Origin of the sequence: Bradyrhizobium guangdongense (assembly GCF_006483445.1) — a bacterium.
Taxonomy (GTDB): domain Bacteria; phylum Pseudomonadota; class Alphaproteobacteria; order Rhizobiales; family Xanthobacteraceae; genus Bradyrhizobium; species Bradyrhizobium guangdongense_A.
In genome coordinates, this window is sequence record NZ_PPPT01000169.1 from 1 (window position 1) to 21,363 (window position 21,363).

21 protein-coding genes and 1 pseudogene are annotated in these 21,363 nt (G+C 64.3%); 10 read left to right on the forward strand and 12 right to left on the reverse strand.

What is annotated here, in order from left to right; genetic code table 11:
- A pseudogene (locus C2U70_RS23920) lies at positions 1-1,173 on the reverse strand (hypothetical protein); the annotation flags it as partial.
- 586 nt (positions 1,174-1,759) lie between these two features.
- Positions 1,760-2,587 (reverse strand): MBL fold metallo-hydrolase, encoded by an 828-nt coding sequence (locus C2U70_RS23925; RefSeq protein ID WP_140981025.1) that lies wholly within the window; start codon positions 2,585-2,587, stop codon positions 1,760-1,762.
- 98 nt (positions 2,588-2,685) lie between these two features.
- Here C2U70_RS23925 and C2U70_RS23930 point away from each other — a divergent pair, with 98 nt between their 5' ends.
- The 3 genes from C2U70_RS23930 to C2U70_RS23940 all read left to right on the forward strand — a co-directional run bounded on the left by C2U70_RS23930 (position 2,686) and on the right by C2U70_RS23940 (position 4,172).
- Positions 2,686-3,534 (forward strand): LysR family transcriptional regulator, encoded by an 849-nt coding sequence (locus C2U70_RS23930; protein ID WP_140981028.1) that lies wholly within the window; start codon positions 2,686-2,688, stop codon positions 3,532-3,534.
- A 99-nt stretch (positions 3,535-3,633) separates the two neighbouring features.
- Positions 3,634-3,927: a type II toxin-antitoxin system RelE family toxin gene (locus C2U70_RS23935; protein ID WP_140981031.1), complete on the forward strand. Its 294-nt coding sequence runs from the start codon at positions 3,634-3,636 to the stop codon at positions 3,925-3,927.
- Entirely contained in the window at positions 3,924-4,172 is a 249-nt protein-coding gene (locus C2U70_RS23940; protein ID WP_186294434.1) for a type II toxin-antitoxin system Phd/YefM family antitoxin, read from the forward strand. The genes C2U70_RS23935 and C2U70_RS23940 overlap by 4 nt, the downstream gene beginning before the upstream one ends.
- A 106-nt stretch (positions 4,173-4,278) precedes the next feature.
- On the opposite strand, the gene C2U70_RS23945 is transcribed toward C2U70_RS23940, so the two are convergent.
- Positions 4,279-5,046 carry a hypothetical protein gene (locus tag C2U70_RS23945; protein ID WP_140981037.1) on the reverse strand — a complete coding sequence of 256 codons (768 nt, stop codon included), beginning with the start codon at positions 5,044-5,046 and terminating at the stop codon, positions 4,279-4,281.
- A gap of 115 nt (positions 5,047-5,161) precedes the next feature.
- On the reverse strand, positions 5,162-5,350 hold the full coding sequence (locus tag C2U70_RS33580) for a hypothetical protein (RefSeq protein ID WP_140981040.1): 189 nt from the start codon (positions 5,348-5,350) through the stop codon (positions 5,162-5,164).
- Positions 5,351-5,666: 316 nt separating this feature from the next.
- On the opposite strand from C2U70_RS33580, the gene C2U70_RS23955 reads away from it, so the two are divergent.
- Complete coding sequence (locus C2U70_RS23955; protein WP_246666845.1) at positions 5,667-6,605, forward strand: DUF2336 domain-containing protein; 939 nt, start codon at positions 5,667-5,669, stop codon at positions 6,603-6,605.
- A gap of 6 nt (positions 6,606-6,611) precedes the next feature.
- Here the strand turns inward: C2U70_RS23955 and C2U70_RS23960 are convergent, their stop codons facing one another.
- From C2U70_RS23960 to C2U70_RS23975, 4 genes are all read right to left on the reverse strand, one after another.
- The gene (locus C2U70_RS23960; RefSeq protein ID WP_140981046.1) at positions 6,612-6,956 is read right to left on the reverse strand and encodes a DUF1491 family protein; all 345 of its coding nucleotides are present in this window, start codon (positions 6,954-6,956) and stop codon (positions 6,612-6,614) included.
- Positions 6,957-7,009: 53 nt separating this feature from the next.
- Positions 7,010-7,222, reverse strand: coding sequence for a hypothetical protein (locus C2U70_RS23965; protein WP_186294435.1), 213 nt, complete (start codon positions 7,220-7,222; stop codon positions 7,010-7,012).
- A gap of 136 nt (positions 7,223-7,358) precedes the next feature.
- Entirely contained in the window at positions 7,359-8,060 is a 702-nt protein-coding gene (locus tag C2U70_RS23970) for a peptidoglycan-binding domain-containing protein (RefSeq protein ID WP_140981048.1), read from the reverse strand.
- Entirely contained in the window at positions 8,053-9,900 is a 1,848-nt protein-coding gene (locus tag C2U70_RS23975; protein WP_140981050.1) for a PAS domain-containing sensor histidine kinase, read from the reverse strand. Before C2U70_RS23975 ends, C2U70_RS23970 begins: the two co-directional genes overlap by 8 nt.
- Before the next feature lie 407 nt (positions 9,901-10,307).
- On the opposite strand from C2U70_RS23975, the gene C2U70_RS23980 reads away from it, so the two are divergent.
- Both C2U70_RS23980 and C2U70_RS23985 read left to right on the forward strand, forming a co-directional pair.
- A complete protein-coding gene (locus tag C2U70_RS23980; RefSeq protein ID WP_140981053.1) occupies positions 10,308-10,739 on the forward strand; it encodes a DUF5330 domain-containing protein in 432 nt (143 codons plus the stop codon).
- 279 nt (positions 10,740-11,018) lie between these two features.
- On the forward strand, positions 11,019-11,708 hold the full coding sequence (locus C2U70_RS23985; protein WP_140981054.1) for a hypothetical protein: 690 nt from the start codon (positions 11,019-11,021) through the stop codon (positions 11,706-11,708).
- Positions 11,709-11,962: 254 nt separating this feature from the next.
- On the opposite strand, the gene C2U70_RS23990 is transcribed toward C2U70_RS23985, so the two are convergent.
- Positions 11,963-13,450 (reverse strand): lipopolysaccharide biosynthesis protein, encoded by a 1,488-nt coding sequence (locus C2U70_RS23990; protein WP_140981056.1) that lies wholly within the window; start codon positions 13,448-13,450, stop codon positions 11,963-11,965.
- Between the two features lie 248 nt (positions 13,451-13,698).
- Here C2U70_RS23990 and C2U70_RS23995 point away from each other — a divergent pair, with 248 nt between their 5' ends.
- Together C2U70_RS23995 and C2U70_RS24000 are read left to right on the forward strand one after the other, a co-directional pair.
- Positions 13,699-14,784 carry a class I SAM-dependent methyltransferase gene (locus C2U70_RS23995; protein WP_140981058.1) on the forward strand — a complete coding sequence of 362 codons (1,086 nt, stop codon included), beginning with the start codon at positions 13,699-13,701 and terminating at the stop codon, positions 14,782-14,784.
- Between the two features lie 99 nt (positions 14,785-14,883).
- Positions 14,884-15,312 carry a SufE family protein gene (locus tag C2U70_RS24000; RefSeq protein WP_140981060.1) on the forward strand — a complete coding sequence of 143 codons (429 nt, stop codon included), beginning with the start codon at positions 14,884-14,886 and terminating at the stop codon, positions 15,310-15,312.
- 9 nt (positions 15,313-15,321) lie between these two features.
- Here C2U70_RS24000 and C2U70_RS24005 read toward each other — a convergent pair whose 3' ends face one another.
- Positions 15,322-15,735 (reverse strand): MucR family transcriptional regulator, encoded by a 414-nt coding sequence (locus tag C2U70_RS24005; protein ID WP_140981062.1) that lies wholly within the window; start codon positions 15,733-15,735, stop codon positions 15,322-15,324.
- 169 nt (positions 15,736-15,904) lie between these two features.
- On the reverse strand, positions 15,905-16,798 hold the full coding sequence (locus C2U70_RS24010; protein ID WP_140981064.1) for a DUF308 domain-containing protein: 894 nt from the start codon (positions 16,796-16,798) through the stop codon (positions 15,905-15,907).
- A gap of 309 nt (positions 16,799-17,107) precedes the next feature.
- On the opposite strand from C2U70_RS24010, the gene C2U70_RS24015 reads away from it, so the two are divergent.
- Both C2U70_RS24015 and C2U70_RS24020 read left to right on the forward strand, forming a co-directional pair.
- A complete protein-coding gene (locus C2U70_RS24015; RefSeq protein ID WP_140981066.1) occupies positions 17,108-18,757 on the forward strand; it encodes a glycosyltransferase family 39 protein in 1,650 nt (549 codons plus the stop codon).
- A gap of 170 nt (positions 18,758-18,927) precedes the next feature.
- A complete protein-coding gene (locus C2U70_RS24020; RefSeq protein ID WP_140981068.1) occupies positions 18,928-19,707 on the forward strand; it encodes a class II aldolase/adducin family protein in 780 nt (259 codons plus the stop codon).
- Between the two features lie 254 nt (positions 19,708-19,961).
- Here the strand turns inward: C2U70_RS24020 and C2U70_RS24025 are convergent, their stop codons facing one another.
- Positions 19,962-21,362 carry a M20/M25/M40 family metallo-hydrolase gene (locus tag C2U70_RS24025; RefSeq protein WP_140981069.1) on the reverse strand — a complete coding sequence of 467 codons (1,401 nt, stop codon included), beginning with the start codon at positions 21,360-21,362 and terminating at the stop codon, positions 19,962-19,964.
- Position 21,363 lies beyond the last annotated feature (1 nt).

Here is a 21,363-nt window from a genome sequence, read left to right on the forward strand (position 1 = left end):
GTCGAGCGAGGCGATCGAGCTCGTGGCGCAATCGACCGGCTTCCGCGATCCGGAGCGGATGCGCCGCGCCTTCATCCGCGCCTGGCTCAAGACGGTGCCGTCGATCGCGGTGAGCAGAACGGTTTCGGCTGGAGGATTCTCGGAATCCATAACACCCTTCATGCCGGCCCGCTTGCGCTGCTCGGCAAGGCGATAGGCCGCTTCAGCTTCGTTGAACTGACCGCGCGCCTCGAAGATCATGGCGCGGGTGCCTTCGAGCTCCGATTCCCAGTTCTGTCCTAACTTGGCGTATGAAGCACGCCAGTTCGGGTGGCCGCTGGTGCGGGCCTCCTGGATCGCAGTCTGGGTCTTGCGCAAATAGGCTTCGGCCTGCGTCACGTCGCCCATCATGATGAGGATGGAGGCTACCGCACGGTTTGCGCTGAACTGGAATCCCTTGGCGCCCGGCGTGTTGGCCGTCTCCCGCAACTGCCTGAGGATGACCTCCAGCGCCCGCTTGGGGTCACCGGCTGCGGCATATTGCAGGGACAGCAATTGCAACAGCCGTCCCATCATATTGGCGCTGATGGCACCACGACCGACTTCGACGGCCTTGTTGGCATCGGCGATGGATTCGGCGAGCCGGCCGAGCTGGGCCCGCGCGTTGGCGCGATCGAAATAGAACTGCGCCAGATCCTCGCGCGATTCCTTTCCCGTGGGCGTCGAGTCAGCATCCGACTTGAGCTCCGCGATGAGCTTGACGTCGGGCTTCTCGCTGTCGAGGATCGCCGTGATGTCGGCGATGGTCCGTGGGGGCGCGATAAAGCCCTTTGGCAGCGCCGTGCCTGGGTCGAGCTTGGGCGCGGCCTCCTTCGGGAGCTCGACGGCGACGTTGGCCCTTCCGTTCGCGGCATTGAGCGCAGCCATCATGCAGGCTTTGACCTGCGGCGAGGCCTTGGCGCGGCAGGCCTCGATGTCGGCACCGCCCTTGCGACCACCAGCCGCTTGCATGCAGGCCTGCACGATGGGTTTGCCGACCGTCATCCGGCAATTCTCGAGCGCCGCTTCCTTGGTGAGCGGGGCCGCCGAAGCAGCCGACCCCAGGAACAGACCGACCACAATCAGGCTGCGGGCGCCCCGCTGACGCAGGTGATTCCAACGACCATCGAATGTGTCGGCGGTGCCTGTTCGCATGGCGAAAGACCTTGATATGAAAATGAAACTTCGCGAAACACCACGATACTAGCGACAGCCCTATTTGGACGACAAGCACAATCGACGGTCCGGCCGCTGTCGAAACACAGGTTCTATCAGCTTCCGGTCATTGCGGTTAATCGCCCCGGCGCAGCATCGGCAAAAAGGGCTGAAAACAACCCCATGCACAGTAGCCGAGGCCAGGGGCGAACGGATGCGGATTTTACGAAATTGTCCTTGACCCGTCGGGCAAATCAGGTGTATGTTGCTATTATCGCAAGGTGTGGGACGAGCCGTTGCATCAGGCGTTGCACGCCCTCCAAGTCATTATGGCGTTTGGTTGAATCGCCTGCGAGCTCCGTTGACCTCTCCCGGAGGAGAGGTGAGGTAGCCGATGCCGCGCCAACTCATCCTGATCTCATCGCGCTCCAGCTTGATGACAAACGCCGGTGTCGGATGAGGTCGCGCATGTTTGTGCAAAATCCTGCTGCTGCTTGCACAAACTGAGGCCTAAATGGTCGCGAGCGACAGTTTTGCTGCGTTTCCGTGCTCGCGGCGGGCAAGCGCCGAAGCGTGCGTAACGCGATCAGTGTGCGCCGCAGCGACAGTTCTCGTAATCGACGGGATCGTGGCTGTTGAAGATGGTCACACGCGCGCCATGGCCGAGCTTGAGCGCACGCAGCCGCTCCTGGTTGGCGATGCGCGCCTTGCGATCCATATCCGCCTTGCGCTGGAAGTAGCCGAGCACGAGCGGCATCCGCACCTTGGCCTCCAACTGGCCGTGGAAGAAATAGCTGTCGCCGGCGTGCAGCAGCCATGTGCCGGCTGAGCGGACCGCGATGCCGCAATGGCCGGGCGTATGGCCGGCGAGCGGGATCATCAGGATGTCCGGCTCGCGGTCGCCCAATGCGCGCACGCCCCGAAAGCCGAACCAGTCCTCTCCGCCCTCGCCGTAGAACTGCCAGCTCGGTCCGTGCTGCCATTGCTGCGTGATGTAGCGGCCTTCCGGGGCCGCAGGCTTGCCCAGCACGGCCATGTCGTATTCAGCGCGATGGACGTGCACCTTGGCGTGCGGGAAATCCGGCACGCCGCCGGCATGGTCGCGGTCGAGATGGGTCAGGAGGACGTGGCGAACGTCATTGGGCGAATAGCCGAGCGCCTTCACCTGCTCCAGCGCCGTCTCGGCGGGGTCGAGCCTCGGCGCCGTCTGACGCAGCCATCGCCGCCCGAGCCGCGCAGGTGTCGCGATATCGCCGAGCCCGATGCCGGTGTCGACCAGCGCAAGACCGTCATTGGTTTCGACCAGCAGGCAATGACAGACCATGCGCGCTCGCTGGAACAGGCTGCCGGTCCCGTTCACCAGGCGACGCCCGACCGGACACATCGTGCCAGTGTTGAGATGATGAACCTTCATGGAGCCTCCGCCTTTGCCGGTTGCGATCTGGCTCTTCTTGCCATCGGCCAATCCATAGGTAAAATATGGAATAATGATACGTTCTCTAGGATTAGCCTATGGATATCCGCGAGCTCCGTTACTTCACCGCCGTCTACCGCGCGCGCAATCTCACGGCGGCGGCGCGCCAGTGTTTCGTGTCACAGCCGTCGATCTCGACGGCGATCACCAATCTCGAAGCCGAGCTCGGCACCACGCTGTTCATCCGCCACAAGAAGGGCGTTGCGCCGACCGCCTCGGCCGAGCAATTCCATGCGCTTGCCCGCCGCATCATCGACGAGGCCGACGCAGCCCGCAGCCTGTTCAGGAAGCCGAGCACGAAGGCGACGCTGACGCTGGGGTTGATGCGCACGCTGGACGTGCCGCGCACCATTGCCCTGCTCAAGCCGCTGACCGCCAACCCGCAAATTGCGCTTCGCCTCGTCGGCAGCGACGAGCGCGCCGACGCACGGATCATCGCAAAAACCATGCAGCGCTCCGACGAGCACTTCGTTCCGCTCTGGAGCGAACGCTACGTCGCAGCCCTGCCGCCGTCGCATCCGCTCACGCTGAAGCATCGCCTGCGCACCGCCGATCTTGCCGAGGCCGCGCTGATCGACCGCTGCCATTGTGAGCAGAGCGCGTTCTTCGGCCGCTCGGCGCCGCGGCGGCAGCCGGCGGCGATCGCGCAATCCGAGGACTGGGCCATGGCGCTGGTCGCGGCCGGCGTCGGGGTCGCCATCGTTCCGGAAGGCGTGGCGCGCAACAATCCTGATGTCGCCGTGCGCGAGATCGAGGTAAAGGTCAAACGCGAGGTCGGGCTCGCCTATCGCACATCGAGCCCGCCGTCGGATGCGCTGAAGGATTTCATCGCCAAGCTGCAGAAGGGCCGCAGGCCCGCGCGCGCAGAACGTGCGCGGAAGAGCTGACGGCCTACGCCGGCCGCGCCTGAAGGCGAGATAAGGGTAGCGGATAGCAGCAGCGCTCGACTTTGACGAATCTATAAATCTGGCTATAATCTGGCCAGAATGGCGTTCGACATTATTCTCGCACCGGAAGCGGTCGAAGACTTCAAGGGCTTGAAAACGCATGTCCGAACCGCCGTGCGGGATGCGCTCGAAACGCATCTCAGGCACGAGCCCGCGAAGACGAGCCGTAGCCGGATCAAGAGATTACGGGGACTGCGGCGGCCGCAGTACAGGCTACGGGTCGGCGATATCAGAATATTCTACGATATTTCCGGCGCGGCCGTGGAGATTCTGGCAATCATAACCAAATCGGAGACCGAGTCATGGCTCGCACAGTTCGGAAATCCGGAGTGAAGGAAGTGCCTCTCTCCGAAATCAAGGATGATCTGTCCCGCTATCTTCGCGAGGCGGAGACGCATGAGATCGTCATCACGCGCCACGGCAAACCGGCCGGCGTCCTGATCGGATTCGAATCGGAAGAGGACTGGTTCGATTATCGCCTCGAGCATGACCCGCGTTTCCTGCAGCGCGTCGAGCGGGCGCGGAGCAGCCTTCGGGCTGGACGCGGGGTCAAGCTGGAAGACGTTGAAACGGAGTAACGGCTAGAGCTTTTTCCGTTCCGAAGGAATCGGAACGGAAGCTCTAGATTCTTATTTTGACGCGTTTTCTTGACGCGAACCGGTGTCCACTTCGCTGGAAAACGCTCTAGCCGCGCACGGCCACGGGCCGCTGGTAGGGCGAGGCGACCGGCGGATTTGCGGTCTGGGCGGCGAGCTCGCCGATCAAGCGGTCGGCATCGGCGGCCATGCCGTCGGGCGCCTGGATCACCAGGCGCTCGAGCGCCCAGCGGTAGGACGAGACGCGCCGTTCCAGGCATTGCTGCACCCACTGCACGATCAGCGAGTTCTCCTGCATACGCGCGACCGCGTCCGCCTTCTCGCGCGGCGACAATTCCGAGACCATCTTCATGCTGGCCTCGCGCTTGCGGTCGAGCTCGATGACGCGGATGGCGCTCGAAAAGAACGGCTCGAAGCGGGTGATGTCGTTGCGCACGTCCTCGATGAGCTGCGCATAGCGCGAGGAGAACGAGCGATGCGGCTCGTCGATCAGCGTGCGGCCATAGGTGGTGCGGTCGAACACGACGTTCTGCCGCCATGGCGACGGCATCGCCTTGTAGTCGCCGAACACGCTTCGCCAGGCCGGCCGCGACCGCGGCGGCTCGACCAGGGGATAGGCGAGATCGCGAAGCAGGCGCTCTTCGTCGGTGAGCTGGAATTGCGAGGCCTTGACGCCGACGCTTCCGGTCACCTCGGAGCCGAGCCAGCGGTGCATGTCGTCACTGCGCATGTCGGCGCGGGTGCGGCCGAAATCGCCGCCACTGCACGCGCCAAGAACCACACTAAGTGACGCGCCGATCAGCGCGAGCAGCAGGGCCGATGAGCAACACCGGATCCGGCGGGATGTGTCCGGCATTTCAAATGCGCGTTTCTAAAGCGCGATGGCTTTGGGTTGAATCGTCATCGCGCTTTAGCTCCTTGTTTGAGCATGATCTTATCGGAAAACCGCTGCGCACTTTTCCGGATCATGCTTATCGACGCCGACGACGGCGTCCTGGCGCTGTGCCCTGTTCCGGGCCGCGCCCGCCATTGGTCTCGTCGGATTCGCGCTCGATCCGGATCACGGGAAGGATCAGCACTGTTCCCATGTCCGCTGAAGGAGCGACATCCCCCGACGCGCCCGACCGGCGACCGGCCGGAAATTCAATGATGGTCCCCATGTCAGCTCTCTATTCAGTGCCGCGCGACCGGTGCCGGCCCTCACAACATGGGCTCATTAAGATCAGTTCATGGTTAACGGGGTGTAAACGCCCGGTGCGGGCCGTAGCTGCACGGGCCGGGATACGGCCAGGATACCGCTAAGGCCCGTGCGTGCCGTTGCGACACGACAACACTGCAATTCGAGCCGTTTGCTTCACGTCTCGTTTTCCTTAACGAGCCTTTAAACCAGCCCGCGTAGTGTGGCGGAGACGATCCTTCTCGAGTTGCGTACGCCTCATGACCTCCAAGCCGCTGTTTCCTGGATTCGACGGGTTGATGACCCTCTCCCGTCGCGAAGGCGTCGATATCCGCCCGACCTTGCTGCGCGTGCTGACGGACCTCTACGTCCAGGCCAAGAGCCATAGCGGCGACGAGGAGCGGCAATTCGTCGAGCTCGCCTCGCGCCTGATCGACCAGGTCGACGACGCCACCCGCGCCGCGGTCAAGGCGCGGCTGGCGGTCTATCCCGGAACTCCCGCGCCGATCATGCAGAAGCTCGGGCTCCTGCCCGCACAGGAAGGACGGCGCATTCCGCTGGCCCGCGAGATCCCCGCTCCTGCGCCTGAAGCAGCGCCGGCGCGCTCGCCGACCGAGGCCGAACTGCGGATGGCGTCGAACATGTCGATGCAGCCGAAGGACGCCGCCGAAATCCACGACATGTTCTTCCGCGCCACCGCCTCCGAGCGCGCGCTGATCCTGCATAATCTTGCGCAGACGCCGCTGAAGGCCGCGCCGCGCATCCCGACGGCGCGCGCCAAGCGCGCGATCCAGATCCTGGAGATGGCGGCCTTTGCGCAAGACGCCGAGAGTTTTGCGCTGGAGCTCGATGAAAGCCTGATCCTGCCCGCGCGCGTCGCCTCGCAGATCGTCGACGATGCCGGCGGCGAGGCGCTTGCGGTCGCCGCCCGTGCGCTCGACATGCCGAGTGCCGCCTTCCAGCGCATTTTGCTGTTCTTCAAGCCGGAGATCGGCAGCTCCGTGAACACGGTCTACCGGCTGTCGCGGCTCTACGATCGCCTGAGCGAGCGGTCGGCGCTGGTGATGCTCGCCGCCTGGCGCGGCTCGACGCTCGCCGTCACGCGCGCGAAGTACCAGTCCTCGCTCTATGACGGCGAACGGCAGCGCGCCCGCGCGACCTCCGGCACGTCGCGGCCGGCGGTGCAGCCCGGCGCGAGCCCGGCCATCCGCACCGGCACCGGCGGCTCGGACCGCTGAGCTAAATCAAGTCCGGGCCAATTCCAGGAAGTGGCGGCCGGCGCGATCCTCGGTCTCGACGATCCACGCGTCGGGATCGAAGCGGATTTCCTTGGTGAGGCGCTCTTCCACCATGGGCTCCGGCTGCGGTTGCGGCGCTGCCGGCACGAAGAAGCGATCGACGGGCCGGCCATCCTCATAGACGGTCTGCGGCGCCGGCACGTAAAGCATCGCGTTGCCGTCGAGCAACGACACCTTGACGAACACGGCGCCGGCTTCCTCGGCGCCGCGCCGGCGCACCGCGCCGAACACGCCTTCGGTCTGGCAGCGGCGCAGATAGGCCGCCACCCAGATACTGGATTTCAATCGCATGGGGTGGACGATAGGCCAGCGCTGAGCGTCGCGCCAGTCTCAGGTTCCGCGCCTCACGCCTTGCTCGCGCCCCGTTGCCCGCCGCCGATCTGACGCGCGACGAGATATGACAGCGGCATGGCAAGCGCAAAACCTGCGGCCACCGCGTAGGGGATGGCCTTGAGCGCCTGGTTCTCGAGGCTTGGAATCATCAGGACCACGATCAGGCTGGTCCCGGCCAGCACCGTCCCCAGCATGATCCATACGAGGACTGAAACTTTGAACATGGCGACCTCTCTCTTCCTTGATGAGGATGAGAGGATCATCTGCGCAACAGCCCCATGCGTCATTGATCCCGGACAAATCGCGGGTGGGCCGCGCGATTGATCGGCATCAATGACGGAAGAGAACGGGGACGCGTCGTTATTCGACGGGATGGCCGATCGCAGTGGCGAGCTCGCGCAGCAGGCGGTCAGACACCTGACCTGTGACGGGCATCCTGCGCTCACGCTCGAACTTCTGGATCGCGGCCTGGGTCTCGCCGCCGATCGCGCCCGTCACCTTCAACTGGCCATAGCCATATTCGGACAGCGCGCGCTGCACGGCAGCGACGCGGCGCGCGGCGGCGTTCTGCTGGACCGGGATCGGCGCCGGCGGACGTGCGACCGCAACCGAGGACGATGGCGGCGCCGACGTCGTGGCCTTGACCAGATTGGTCAGCGGATCGGCCGACCGCGACGTCGATGCGGTCGCGTCAGGCTTTTCCGGCGCGGCGGGCCGCGGCTCGGGAACGCGAAACTCCATCGGTTTCGGCTCGAGCGGCAGCGTGTCAGCGGCGAGCGGACGCGGACGCGGCAATGGATTCGACAGATTCATCGAGGGCGGCGCAGGCAGGTTCACCACGGTGCCGAACATCGGCGCCGGGTGACGGCCGGTCTGCAGGAAGAGCGCGTTGGCAACGATGGCGCCGATCGCAGCGCAAGCCACCAGGCCCGCCAAGGTATCCTTGGGGCTGTGCAGCAGGACGCGCATCACGAGATTGCGCTCGGTCTCGACATCGACGGCTGCCGCCTTCGCACCACGGCGACGCGGCATGTCCTCATCCCTTGCAGACTTTCTAGGCACTTTTCTTCACCAGAGCGGGTTGGTCCAAAACTTCATTGCGTGGCGCCGGCGTCAGCGTCGCGATCTTGTTCTCGGCAGGTTTTGCGATCGGCGGCGCACAGAGCAGCGGCAGGCGCACCGTGACCACCGTCCCCTCGCCCACCTTGCTCTGCACCGTGACGTCGCCGCCATGCAGACCGACCAGGCTTTTCACGATCGACAGCCCGAGGCCGGTGCCTTCGTGGCGGCGCTGATAGGTCTTGCCGGCCTGGAAGAACGGCGCGCCGATGCGCTTCAGATCGTCAGGCGCAATCCCGACGCCGGTATCGCTGATGCGCAGGAGAAGCTGCGATCCCGCGACCGACGCCGCAGCCGTGACCTTGCCGCCGCGCTCGGTGAACTTGATGGCGTTGGAGACGAGGTTGAGCACGATCTGCTTGAAGGCGCGCGGATCGCCGGTCATGCCCGGCAAATCCTGCGGCGCGTCGGTGACGAGATCGACGCCGTTCTCGCGTGCCTTCAGCGCCAGCAGATTGCAGCAATGCACGAGCCCTGCACGCGGCGCGAACGGCTCCGGCGCAATCTCGAAATTGCCTGCTTCCATCTTGGACATGTCGAGGATGCCGTTGACGACCGACAGCAGATGCTGGCCGGAATCGTTGATGAGCTGCGCATACTCCTTGCGGCGCGCGGCGTCCAGCATCAGGCTCTGCTCCTGCGCGATCATCTCGGAGAAGCCGATGATGGCGTTGAGCGGCGTGCGCAGCTCGTGGCTCATGGTGGCGAGGAATCGCGTCTTGGCGGCATCGGCCGCTTCCGCGGCGCTGCGCGCCTGGTCGAGCGCCTGCTCCTGCATCTTGCGGTCGGTGACGTCGCGCATGACGGCGACGACCTCGAGCTCATCACTCTTGTCATGGCGCGTGTCCTGGCACGTGTCCTGGCGCGCGTCCTGCTCCAGCGGACGGCAGCGCAGCTCGACCCAGATGAAATCGACGCGACCACCTTCGCCGCCATCGCGACGCAGGCGGAACTCGACGCTGCGGACCTGGCCGCGTGCGGCATCGGACAGCGCGGTGAGATAGGCGGGACGATCCGCGACATGGACGCGATCGAACAGGCCGTGACCGAGCAATTGCGCGGCCGGCGCGCCCAGCATGGGCTCGGCCGCAGGCGAGATGAACTGCACGGCGCCGTTGCGCCGGTGCCGCGAGATCACGTCGCTCATGTTGCGAGCCAAGAGGCGATAGCGCTCTTCCTCGCGCGACAACAGCGCGACGCTGGTGCGCGCCAGCGATTCCGCGCCGAAGGCGAGGCCCGCCGCATAGAGCGTCGCGGATGCAATGCCGAAAGCCATGAACAGGCCACGTTGCGCGGAACTCGCCTGATCCAGCGGCAGCAGGTCGAACTGGGTCAGCAGGATCAGGACCGCAGCGCAGGACAGCGCGAGCGCGGAGGCGAACGCCGCGACCCGGCGCGAGGCCGAGAGCGCTGCTTCGAGCGGCACCACGACCAGCCAGATCGCGGCAAAGGATTCGATGCCGCCGGTCGTGACCGCCACCGCCATGATCAGGCCGGCGAGCGCCAGCGAGGACAGCACATGGGCGCCCTCATAGCGGCCGGTGCGCGACAGGAACCATGACAAAAGGATCGGCGCGATCAGCCAGGCAAAAGCTGCCACTTCGAGCGCGCTCGGCGCGCCGCGCATGGCCAGATAAATCGGGAATGCGGCAAAGGCCGCCAGGCTGCCAAGAAGCCGCGGCGCCATGAAGGCACGATGGCGTGCCTTCGTCAGCGCATCGTAACGAGCGGACGGATGCAATAGCGCATCGAGACAATCGCGGATGATACTCAAAACTGTCACGGGTCTCGCGCTTCGGCTCTCTCGTCGGAAAGACGCGCCGGAACGCCTCCTTGTCGTTGAGCCACCGTGTCAGAGCGGAATTAAACGAACGCTAAGGCGGCAGGAGCCGCGGCAAAACACCGTGTGATCGCGGGTGTTTTGAGGCGATTTGGCCGTCTCATTCGCGGTGATGGTGAACGCGGGGTTTCCACCCCTCAAACCTCATGGTTTCGAATTGGTAGACGGGCCTACGATGGCGCCCTCACGCACGCCATCAAGCGAAAATTTACGGGAGGGGGCGATTCGCGAAAATTTCAGACAAATTTTCCAAGAGTTAAGCACAAAGCAATCACTTGCGATTTATCGAGGATTGCTAGGTCGAATGCCCGCGGGGTCACCGCAGCAGGATCTAACCTACAGGTCGCAAGATGCGCTTTCTGTTCCGCATCACATTCTGGCTCGGGCTGGTGCTGGTGCTCCTGCCCCGGGACAAGACGCCCGAATCGGAGAAGCTGCCGCAGATCGGCGCGGCCGATGCGGTTCAGGCTGCGACCGCCGCCGTCTCCGACATGACCCAGTTCTGCAAGCGCCAGCCGGCGGCCTGCGAGGTCGGCGGCCAGGCCGCAACCATCATCGGTCAGCGGGCACAGGACGGCGCGCGCAAGATCTACCAGATCATCAACGACAAGAAAGAGCAGATCACCAACGAGAAGCACGACAAGAACGACAAGAAGGCGCCCGACCATACCGGCTCGATCGGGACCGAGACGACCGATCTCGCCGGCGTCGAGACGCCGCGCGATACCCTGACCCAGGACGATCTGGCGCTGCAATGGCGCGGACCGGAGATCGCGAACTAAGACGCGGCTGAGACAGCGGCGTGACGGTTACGCCGCCGCTCAGCCTTCTCTCACAATTTGCGCCGCGCGCCAGCGTGCGCCTCATGCCCGTCAGCTTCCTTGTGCCCGCACTGTTGTCGGCACGAGAGTTTCCGCGAACGATCCATTGAAACGGATTTGAGGACAGCCTGTGGATCGATTTTACGTGATGCAAGTCTGGGAGCCCGATCCCGTGAAGTGGGCAGTGATCACGCTGACTCACCACTCGTGCCGCCTCAAAATACTTGTTGGATTTCACCCATGAAGCGGGGCTTCTTCGCAGCATTTATTGTCCTCGTGCTGAGTGTGGGAGCGTTGGTGGTCGGCTATAGGTATAAGTATCCCGATTACACTTACCGCTACCGGTTGACTGTCAATATCGAAGTGGACGGTAAGGTTCACTCAGGATCGAGCGTCATTGAGGTCAAGTGGCGAGGTGGACCGGTTATCGGGGATGGCGGTCCCTTTGGTCCTTCCGTTAAGGGGCAAGCCGCGCTGGTGGATCTCGGAGATCGCGGCGTCGTGGTCGCTACTCTAATAAATGGCGAAGATTATGGCCCGGCAAAGGATGGTGCGCTTGGCGCGCTGTGGGTTGCCGCGGAGGCGTTCGGAAATCACAGCACGGTGCAAGAGATACCGGATCTGCCCAATTTGCGCGGCAAGCGGGACCTCGCGCTGAACAAGCTGCCTCGCTTCCTTTGGTTTTCGAATCCGCAGGATCCGACCACCGCCAGGAAATTGTTGGTGCAGGATATTCCGACCGCTCTTGGTCCATCGGCCCGCTTCGCGAGTGCGTCGGTCGAAATCACAAGCGATCCGGTTGTGATTGATATCAGTCGGAAGCTGACATGGTTTCAATCGTGGTCCGATCATTACCGGGATCGCGGGCCTATGTATTTGAAGAATGATCTGGCGCTTTCCCGGTACATGTTTGTTGGAGATGCATCATGACCAACGACCTCTTCTTGGCCATTCTCGCGATGGACGCGTATGGACCACACGGGTGTCGATCAAACACCTCGAGGTCTCGTTCTTCCGGGCGGCACGATGCTCGGAAATGCCACCGTGCTTTCCGGTGGCGGCTGTGTCGGTGAAGATCTCGCGAGCGGATTTTTCGCGCAACGGACATGCCACCAAGCACTCGGCGAGCCAATCGCATTGTCACCGCAATTGCCTAGAATGCGGCCGCGCCAACCGCGTGACGGTTACGCCGCGGCCTTGCCGTCCTTGATCAACTGCGCCGCCCGCCACGCATTCCCGATGATCCTGCGGCCCGGCGGCGACGCGCAGAGCGCAAGACCGGTCCCGAGATACGCCGTCAGCAATCCGATCGTCAGCGCGAGCACCGGATGAAGTGCGAGGCGGTGAAGCTCTGAAGACACCGCATAGACGAGGGCCGCGGCGATCACGATCGACGCGGCAATCGGCAGCAGCATGTTGATGAAGTGCCTCAACGAGACCGGTCCGCCACGCGTGGCGCCCCAGATCGTGACGCCGTGGATCGGAAGCGAGAAGATCGCAGCCGAGACGGCCACGCCCACCACGCCCCAGGGCAGGCCGAGCACCAGCGCCAGCACCGTCAGGCCCTGCCCGATCAGGCCGCATTGAAGCATCAGCCGGGTGCGGCCCTGGCTCACGAACAACCACGTCGCCGCGGCCCCCGCCGGCGCGAGCAGGCTTGCGGCCGCAAACCAGCTCACGATCGGCGACGTCGCGGTCCACTCCCGGCCGTACAGCACCAGGACCGCATAGTCGGACATGAATACGAGGCACACGAGGCCCGGCGTGAGGAACAGGATGAGCGCTTCCGAGAACTGCAGGAACGCCTGGCGATATTCGCCGGCATCGGCGGCGAGCCTTGCCAGCGAGGTTTCCGCGATCCGCGACAGCGGCGTCAGGAACCCGACGAACGACATGCTCACGAGCTTGAAGCCGCGGTCGAACAGGCCGACCTCCCAGGCGCCGAACAGGCGGCCGACCACCAGCGGGCTGAGGCTCGTGGCTGCGAAGGTGGCGAGTGAAAGCCCGGTGAGGTCGGCGCCGAATTTCATCAGCGGCAGCGTCTTGGTCAGCGCACGCGGCCGGGCGGGGCGGAACGGCGACAGCGTCCAGGCCAGAATGCCGGCCGTGAACGTATGCACCAATTGCCCTGTTACCAGCGACCAGTAGCCAAAACCGAGCCGCGCGGCCGTGATGGCCGCCACGACGTTGGCGAGAACCGGCGCGATGTCGATCAGGAGGATCGGGACCGGGTCCATGCGCCGGTGCATCAGCGCGATCTGCTGATAGGACAGGCTGTTGACGATGATCAGCACCGAGAGCGCGGCGAGCACGCCGGTGACCCGGTGATCATTGTAGAAGCTCGCAACCGCCGGCGAGAGCGCGAGCAGGGTCATCGCCAGGACGCAGCCGAGCGCCAGATTGATCCAGAACACGTTGTTGCTGTCGTCGGTGCTCAGCGACGGGCGCTGGATCACGGCCTGCGACAGGCCGAGGTCGTTGGACAGCGCGAACAGGCCGAAGACCGGCGCGCACATCGCGACGACGCCGAAATCCGCGGGGCTCAGGAGGCGCGCAAGCGCGATCTGGGAGCCGAACAGCAGCAATGATTTGACGAATTGAACCGCGACGCTGGAGACGACCCAACGGGAAGCGACGGCCTTGACATCTGTGGGTCGTACGGCGGCGGTCATCGTCGATTGCTTGGTTGCGAGCCAGCGGAACAGGACATGCGGCGGCTGCGGCGTTCAATGATAACGGACGCAATAGCAGGAAAACGTTAGCAGCGATGACGATATGGCAGGGGTTGGTTAATCTAATCCGGATGTTAACTACGGGAAAAGTATGCGCTTTCGCCGCTTGCTGCGTGACGGTAATCGAAACGGACCTTATTGGCCGGCAGACCGATTAAAAAAGACCGATTCCCTGCGCGGAGCCTGACATGATTGAGACCATCGATCGTTTGCCTCCGGAACAATTGACCGGTCAGCACACCCAAACCGCGAAGCTCGGTTCCGATCAGCCAGAATGCCCGGCGTGCAAGTCGCGGTCGCTGTCGACGCTGCGGACTGTGTCCGCGCGCGAGGCAGCGCAATTCTTCGCTCCGGAGCGTGCGAATGCCGAAAGTCACAAGCGCATCTTCGCCTGCGTCACTTCGCTGTGGGGCGGCGACACCTGCCGGATCATGGGCTGCGCGGATTGCGGTTTTGGCTTCGCATGGCCCTACGTGGCGGGGAATGCCGAGTTCTATAATCACACCGGCTCCGACGGCGTCTATCCCAGGGACAAGTGGGAGTTTGCGCGCACGGCTGCCGAGCTTCGCAAGCTGAACAAGCGCGACGCGAAGGTGCTGGAGGTCGGCGCCGGCAATGGCTACTTCCTCGACCAGATCTGCCCGAGCCTCGTTCGGCCCGACGATGTCACGGTGCTCGAATACAACGACAAATCGATTCCGATCCTGAAGGCCAGGGGATATCGCGCGCTCTCGGTCGATCTCAGGGACACAGCGCTCGACCCCGACAGCGGCGCCTTCGATTTCATCTTCCTGTTCCAGGTCGTCGAGCATCTCGATGGCCTTGACGCGTTGTTCGGCCGCATCTCGTCGCTGCTCAGGAGCGGCGGCTCCGCATTCTGCGCCGTGCCCAACTCCGCGCGCGTCAGGTACCAGGAAGCCAACCGCTCCGTTCCCGACCAGCCGCCCAATCATATCGGGCGCTGGACGCCGCAGGCCTTCGACGCGGTGTGCCGGCGCAACGGCCTAGTGGTCCGCGCGGCCGAGCTCGAGCCGCTGAGCTGGCGGGAATTCCTCGCCCACGACATTTCCTACAGCCACATCCAGCGCGCCCAGCTCAACCCTGACGGCTTCATCGCGCGCGTCAGGAGCCTGCCGCGTGGCCGGATGCGGCGGCTGGCGGAAGCCGCGCTTGCCGCCCTCTTCATCCCCACCCGTCTGCCGGCCTGGTACGACGTCTACCGAAACCGCCAAAATCTCGGCGGTTCCTTGTGGGTCCGGCTCGACCGGGCCTAAACGTATCGGGCGTTGGAAGCGCCGCTCGGGGGGCGGGCTCGGCTATCGATTTCGCCTGCCGGTGAGCCTATATAGGGCCCGAAGGGAACACGGGCCGACATGACGACGATCGACGAAATCAGGGACAATTTCGAGCTTCTGGACGACTGGGACGACCGCTACCGGTACGTCATCGAGCTCGGCCGCACGCTGGAACCGTTGCCGGAAGAAGAGCATTCGGCCGAGAACAAGGTGCAAGGCTGCGTCAGCCAGGTCTGGCTGTCCAAGCGCATCGAGCGCGGCAACGGCGCGCCGATCCTCAGATATCTCGGCGACAGCGACGCGCATATCGTGCGCGGGCTGGTCGCGATCGTGCTGTCGCTTTATTCCGGCCGCACGCCGCAGGAAATCCTTTCGACCGACGCCATCGCCGTGTTCGACGAGTTCGGCTTTCGCGATCATCTGACCCCGCAGCGCTCCAACGGGCTGCGCTCGATGGTCGAGCGTATCAAGACCGATGCGCGCGAGGCACTTGCCGAAGCGTCGTGACGAGGGGCGCTATTTCCGCTTCCGCTGCTGCTGCCCCAGGCCCATCTTCTTCGCCAGTTGCGAGCGCGCCACCGCATAGTTCGGCGCGACCATGGGATAGTCCGCCGGCAGGCCCCACTTCTCGCGATATTGCTCCGGCGTCATGTTGTACTGGGTGCGCAGATGGCGCTTCAGCGACTTGAAGCGCTTGCCGTCCTCGAGACACACCAGATAGTCCGGCGTCATCGACTTCTTGAGCGACACCGCCGGCTTCGCAGGCTCGAGCGGCGCCTCGGTCCGGCCTGTCGATACCCGCGTCAAGGCGCCGTGCACCTGGCTGATCAGGTTCGGGATCTCGGTTGCGGGCGTCGGATTGTTGCTGAGATAGGCCGAAACGATATTCGCGGTGAGCTCGATGAAATTTTTGCCAGAAGCATCTGACATGGGGTCAACCTCGTTCAAATGGCCTCGCCCGCCATGGCCCGGCGATGCCCAAGTAATTTATGGTCACAAATACATTCGACTAAGACACGACTACTAGTAAATTAGAGCTTATTACTGCTCCAGCAACAAAAACAAAACCACTCTACTCACGACCGCGCAAAACCCAAAATCAGGCCCGCTGGTCGAGATGCGCCCGCAATTCGTCGATCGAGGCGAAACGCATCATGCCCTCCGGCATCTGCGCCTCGATCGAGCCGTCCGAATAAAGCGAATAGGCCATGCCGTCGACGACGCCCGATTTGAGCACCGTCACGGCGGTCTGCTCGGCCGGTGCGGGACGCGCAGGCTCGGGTGCAGGCGGCGGAGGCGGCGCGGGCGGCGCTGCGACCGGTTCCGTGGGCGCGCGCGGCGGTGGCGGCGGTGGACGCCGCGTGACCGAGGCCTCGAGCGGACGCGCACGGTCCGCCTTCGGCCAGGCATCATCGAAGCTCGCGGGGGGCGGTTCTGCCGGCACGACCGGCGGCGGCGCTGGCCGCGGTTCGATACCTGCAGGAACGTCCCCGGTCTTGGCCTCGGCCCGCTCGCGTTCCTTGCGCGAGGTCGACTCGAACAGCAGGTTTCGCCGGCGCGGCGGCTCAGGCGGCGGTGGTGGCGCCGGCACCTCGGGCACCGGTGGCGCCTCCGCACGCGTCCGCGCCGCAGCCTCGTCCTGCCAGGGCGGCGGCGTGCCCGTCGATGGCGGCAATGCCGGTTCGATCTTGGGCGCCTCGCCAGCAACCGCATCCGGCATCGGCACGCTCGCGGTCGCGATACCGGCCGGAAGCACCGGCCGTACCCGGACGTCCGAGGGCGCGGTGGAACCTGCGAGCCGGCGCGCGATGTCCTTCAGCTCCTGCACGACAGCGTAGAGGCCGAGCAGTAACATTCCGGAGCAGACGCCGATCGTCCCGCTCGTTATCAGGGTGCTACCGAGGCTGAACTCCTTGAGCGAGATGCCCCAAACGACCGTGAGGAGACCCGCCACAACGGCGACAATCCCCGCGATCATCAATGCCAGTGCCATCGAACTCACCCCCGGCCGCGCATCTCCGCGCGACAGCGCCTACGCCACGATACCGTCATATTGTGCAACTCGCCAACGGCGTTTTGCCATAGCCGTTCCTTAAAATAGCGAAATCAGGGACTTATTCACATTCCCTTCAGCATCGTCTCGCTAGCTTCAACGACATCCCCGGTTACCGTATTTGCTGCGTTGCATCAGGAATTTAGCCATTATGCCGAATTACTTGCGGATGGAACTGCGCTATAGGAAGTCCGGGGGACAGGCCCGCGCACACCAGCAGGGCCAAGAGGGCACGCCGGGCGACTAGCGATGACATCCATCACGACTTCGGCGATCGATACGCCTCTCCGGCGCTCGGTCGAACGGACTTGCGACGATCTCGCCATGCTCGTGCTGGCGGCGATCGCGGTCATCGCCGGCCTGACGTTCCGCGACTACGGTCTCGGCTGGGACGACTACACCCACGCCGAATATGCCGATCTCCTGCTGCGCATGTTCGGTTCCGGCTTCAAGGACACAGCGGCGTTGTCCTTCGCCAACCTCTACATGTATGGCGGCGGCTTCGACATGATCGCGGCGCTGCTGCACAAGGTCATTCCGCTCGAACTGTTCGAGACGCGACGCCTGGTCGGCGCCATCGTCGGCGTGATCGGGCTTGCCGTGACGTGGCGGGTCGGCCGCCGCGTCGGCGGGCCGATCGCGGGCCTTGCGACGCTGTTGCTGCTCGCGCTCTGCCCGACCTTCTACGGCCACATGTTCATGAACCCGAAGGACGCACCGTTTGCCGTGGCGATGGTCGTCCTGATGCTCGGCCTCGTGCGGCTCGCCGATGAATATCCGCGCCCCTCGCCGCGCACGATCCTGATCGTCGGCGTCGGCGCCGGCCTGTCGATCGGCTCGCGCATCCTTGGCGGCCTCGCGCTGGTCTATGCCGTGATCGGCTTCATCCCGCTGTTCCTCGAGGAACTGCGCGTCGAAGGCGCCCGCGAAGCCGCGCGCCGCTTCGCCCATACCGTCTACGTGCTGCTGCCCGGGCTCGTGCTCGGCTATCTCGTGATGGGCCTGATCTGGCCGTGGTCGATCATGGAGCCCGGCAATCCGTTTTCTGCGCTGACCTACTTCTCGCACTTCTTCGAGAAGCCGTGGAAGGAAATGTTCGACGGCGCGCTGGTGTCGGTGCCGGACATGCCCTGGTCCTATCTGCCGACGCTGTTCGCGCTGCAACTGCCCGAAGTGCTGCTGGTGCTGATGGCCGGCGCTGTCGTCGGCACCTTCGTCATGCTGCCGCGCAAGGACGTGCCGGCACGCCGCAAGACGATCATGCTGATGCTGACGCTGGCAGCCACCCTGCCGCTCGTGATCGCGATGGTGAAGCGCCCAGCACTCTACAACGGCATCCGTCACTTCATCTTCGTCATCCCGCCGATGGCCGTGCTCGGCGGCGTCGCCTTTGCATGGCTCATGGAGCGGCTGCGCGCCAATCACCGGAGCTGGCAGCCGGTCGTGCTCGCGACCTTCTGCTTCGGGCTTGCGCTCTCGGCCGCCGAGATGATCCGCCTGCATCCCTACCAGTACACACATTTCAATCACGTCGCCGGCACCGTGCGCGGCGCCGACGAGCGCTTCATGCTGGACTATTGGGGCCTCGCGCTGAAGCAGGCCTCCGACGAGCTGCGCGAGCAACTCGTCGAGCGGCAGGAAGTGCAGCCGCAGAACCGCAAATGGAAGGTCGCCGTGTGCGGCCCGCAGCGTCCGGCGCAGGTCGCGCTTGGCCCCGACTTCACCATCGGCTGGGACTCCAATGCGGCCGACTTCGCCATGACGCTCGGCGAGTTCTACTGCAAGGGCCTCACCGCGCCCGTCATGGCCGAGATCAAGCGCGACGACGTCGTGTTCGCCCGCGTCTACGACATCCGCGGCCGCAGCATTTCAAGCCTGCTGTCGATCCCCGCGCCGTAAGTTCCGTACCCGTAGCCCGGATGGAGCGCAGCGCAATCCGGGACAGTGTCCCCGCATTCCGCTTCGCTGCATGCGGGCTACGCTGAACTGCTGCGCTCTGGGCGCCTTGCTGCGTACTGTTTGCAAGTCTAGGCTTCCTTCCGAAACAACGATGTTCGGAGAGATTTGCCATGTCGCCAGCGGAAGCCCGCCTGAAGGAAGTGCCGTCCAACATGACGGAGGCCGAGTGGCAACAGCGGGTCAACCTCGCCGCCTGCTACCGCCTCGTCGCGCTCTATGGCTGGGACGATCTGGTCGACACCCACATCTCCGCCCGCGTGCCCGGGCCCGATCACCACTTCCTGATCAATCCCTACGGCTTGATGTTCGACGAGATCACGGCGTCGAGCCTCGTCAAGGTCGACCTGCACGGCAACCAGCTCACCGAGAGCGAGTACAGCATCAACCCGGCCGGCTTCACCATCCACTCGGCGATCCACGAAGTGCGGGAGGACGCGATCTGCGTGCTTCATCTGCACACGCTCGACGGCACCGCGGTCTCCAGCAGCGCCGAAGGCCTGCTGCCGCTGAACCAGACGGCGCAGCTCGTCACCCACGACCTCGCCTATCACGATTATGAGGGCATTGCGCTCGATCACGACGAGCGTCCGCGGCTGCAGAAGGACCTCGGCGACCACTGCCACATGCTGTTGCGCAACCACGGCACGTTGACGGTCGGCCGCTCCGTCGCCTCCGCCTTCGAGCGCATGTACCATTTGGAACGCGCCTGCTCGATGCAGGTGCGCACCCGCGCGCTGGGCACCCCGGTCTATCCGGTCGAGAACATCGCGATCGAGAAAAACACCGAGCTGCTCGCCAATCGCGACCGCGCCGAGCTGCGTTCGACGACCCTCGTGTGGCCGCCGCTGTTGCGCAAGCTCGATCGCGAGAGCCCCGGTTACCGAACTTGAGAATTCCTGGGTTCGGTGTAGTATCTGCGCCGAACGACCTCTGCGCTATCTGGAATGAAACGCCGCCCAATTCCGGGCGGCGTTTTTGTTTGGTGCGGCTTCGTAGGGTGGGTTAGCCGCGCGGATTGCGCGAAGCGCAAACCACCGGGCGTAACCCACCTCTTTTGTTTCCGCAGAGACAGAAGTGGTGGGTTACGCCCAGCGACTGCGCTTCGCGCAGCCGCAAGGCTAACCCACCCTACGCGCCGGCGATTTTATTTCACCTCCGCCAGCGCCGCGAGGATGCGGGCCCAGGAGCGGATGCCCTTCTGAAAGCTCTTCAGGTCGTACTTCTCGTTCGGCGAGTGGATGTTGTCATCGTCGAGACCGAAGCCGACCAGCAGCGAGTCCAGGCCCAGCGTGCGCTTGAAGTCGGCGACGATCGGGATCGAGGCACCCGACCCCATCAGCACGGTCTCCTTGCCCCACTCCTCCGTCAGCGCCTTGCTGGCGGCAGCCAGCGGCTTCATGTTCCAGTCGAGCGCGACCGCGGGCGCGGCCGAGTGGTCGCCGAACTCGACCTTGCAGTCGGCCGGAATGCGCGCCGACACATAGTCGCGGAAGGCTTTTCGGATCTTCTGCGGATCCTGCCCCTCGACGAGACGGAACGAGACTTTTGCCGAGGCATGTGACGGGATCACCGTCTTGGAGCCTTCGCCGATATAGCCGCCCCAGATGCCGTTGACGTCGCAGGTCGGACGTGAGGAGGCCTGCTCGATCAGGAGTCGCCCCTTCTCGCCGGCCGGGATCGACAGCCCGATCGGCTTGAGGAAGAAATCCGGCGTCATATTGAGCTTCTTCCATTGCTCCAGGATGTCCGGCGGCAGATCCTTCACGCCGTCATAGAAGCCGGGGATGGTGATGCGGTTGTCGTCGTCAAACAGCCCGCCGAGAATTTTGGTCAGCAGCCGGATCGGGTTCATCGCAGCGCCGCCGAACACGCCTGAATGCAGGTCGCGGTTGGCGGCGGTGATCTTCACCTCCTCATAGAGCAGGCCACGCAGCGACGTCGTGATCGCCGGCGTGTTGCGGTCCCACATGCCGGTATCGCAGACCAGCACGTAGTCAGCCTTGAATTCGTCCTTGTTGGCCTCGATGAAGGGCACAAAATTCTTCGAGCCGACCTCCTCCTCGCCTTCGATCAGGAAGGTGACGTCGACCGGCAGCGAGCCCGTGACCTTCTTCCAGGCGCGGCAGGCCTCGACGAAGGTCATGACCTGTCCCTTGTCGTCCTCGGCGCCGCGCGCGACGATGATCTTGCGACCGTCGGCATGATCGGTGACCGCGGGCTCGAATGGCGGACGATGCCAGAGATTGAGCGGGTCGACCGGCTGGACGTCGTAATGCCCGTAGAACAGCACATGCGGCCGGCCGTTGCCCTTGGCGCCGGTTTTGCCGACGACGGCGGGATGACCCGCGGTCGGCCTCACCTGCGTCGTTACGCCGAGACTGGCGACGTCGCTGGCGAGATGCTCGGCCGCCGCCTTGCAATCCGCGGCGAAGGCCGGATCCGCCGAGATCGACTTGATCCGCAACAGCGCGAACAGGCGCTCCAGGCTGTTGTCAAAGTCCTTGTCGATATGGTCGAGGACGGATTGAAGCTGCGCATTGGACATC

Coding starts and splice junctions, on each gene's coding strand:
- C2U70_RS23990 (WP_140981056.1), bottom strand. CDS start 13,450: ATGACCGCCGCCGTACGACCCACAGATGTCAAGGCCGTCGCTTCCCGT.
- C2U70_RS24020 (WP_140981068.1), top strand. CDS start 18,928: ATGTCGCCAGCGGAAGCCCGCCTGAAGGAAGTGCCGTCCAACATGACG.
- C2U70_RS23925 (WP_140981025.1), bottom strand. CDS start 2,587: ATGAAGGTTCATCATCTCAACACTGGCACGATGTGTCCGGTCGGGCGT.
- C2U70_RS24015 (WP_140981066.1), top strand. CDS start 17,108: ATGACATCCATCACGACTTCGGCGATCGATACGCCTCTCCGGCGCTCG.
- C2U70_RS23995 (WP_140981058.1), top strand. CDS start 13,699: ATGATTGAGACCATCGATCGTTTGCCTCCGGAACAATTGACCGGTCAG.
- C2U70_RS23945 (WP_140981037.1), bottom strand. CDS start 5,046: ATGCCGGACACATCCCGCCGGATCCGGTGTTGCTCATCGGCCCTGCTG.
- C2U70_RS24005 (WP_140981062.1), bottom strand. CDS start 15,735: ATGTCAGATGCTTCTGGCAAAAATTTCATCGAGCTCACCGCGAATATC.
- C2U70_RS33580 (WP_140981040.1), bottom strand. CDS start 5,350: ATGGGGACCATCATTGAATTTCCGGCCGGTCGCCGGTCGGGCGCGTCG.
- C2U70_RS23960 (WP_140981046.1), bottom strand. CDS start 6,956: ATGCGATTGAAATCCAGTATCTGGGTGGCGGCCTATCTGCGCCGCTGC.
- C2U70_RS23935 (WP_140981031.1), top strand. CDS start 3,634: ATGGCGTTCGACATTATTCTCGCACCGGAAGCGGTCGAAGACTTCAAG.
- C2U70_RS23985 (WP_140981054.1), top strand. CDS start 11,019: ATGAAGCGGGGCTTCTTCGCAGCATTTATTGTCCTCGTGCTGAGTGTG.
- C2U70_RS23980 (WP_140981053.1), top strand. CDS start 10,308: ATGCGCTTTCTGTTCCGCATCACATTCTGGCTCGGGCTGGTGCTGGTG.
- C2U70_RS24025 (WP_140981069.1), bottom strand. CDS start 21,362: ATGTCCAATGCGCAGCTTCAATCCGTCCTCGACCATATCGACAAGGAC.
- C2U70_RS23930 (WP_140981028.1), top strand. CDS start 2,686: ATGGATATCCGCGAGCTCCGTTACTTCACCGCCGTCTACCGCGCGCGC.
- C2U70_RS23965 (WP_186294435.1), bottom strand. CDS start 7,222: ATGTTCAAAGTTTCAGTCCTCGTATGGATCATGCTGGGGACGGTGCTG.
- C2U70_RS24000 (WP_140981060.1), top strand. CDS start 14,884: ATGACGACGATCGACGAAATCAGGGACAATTTCGAGCTTCTGGACGAC.
- C2U70_RS24010 (WP_140981064.1), bottom strand. CDS start 16,798: ATGGCACTGGCATTGATGATCGCGGGGATTGTCGCCGTTGTGGCGGGT.
- C2U70_RS23955 (WP_246666845.1), top strand. CDS start 5,667: ATGACCCTCTCCCGTCGCGAAGGCGTCGATATCCGCCCGACCTTGCTG.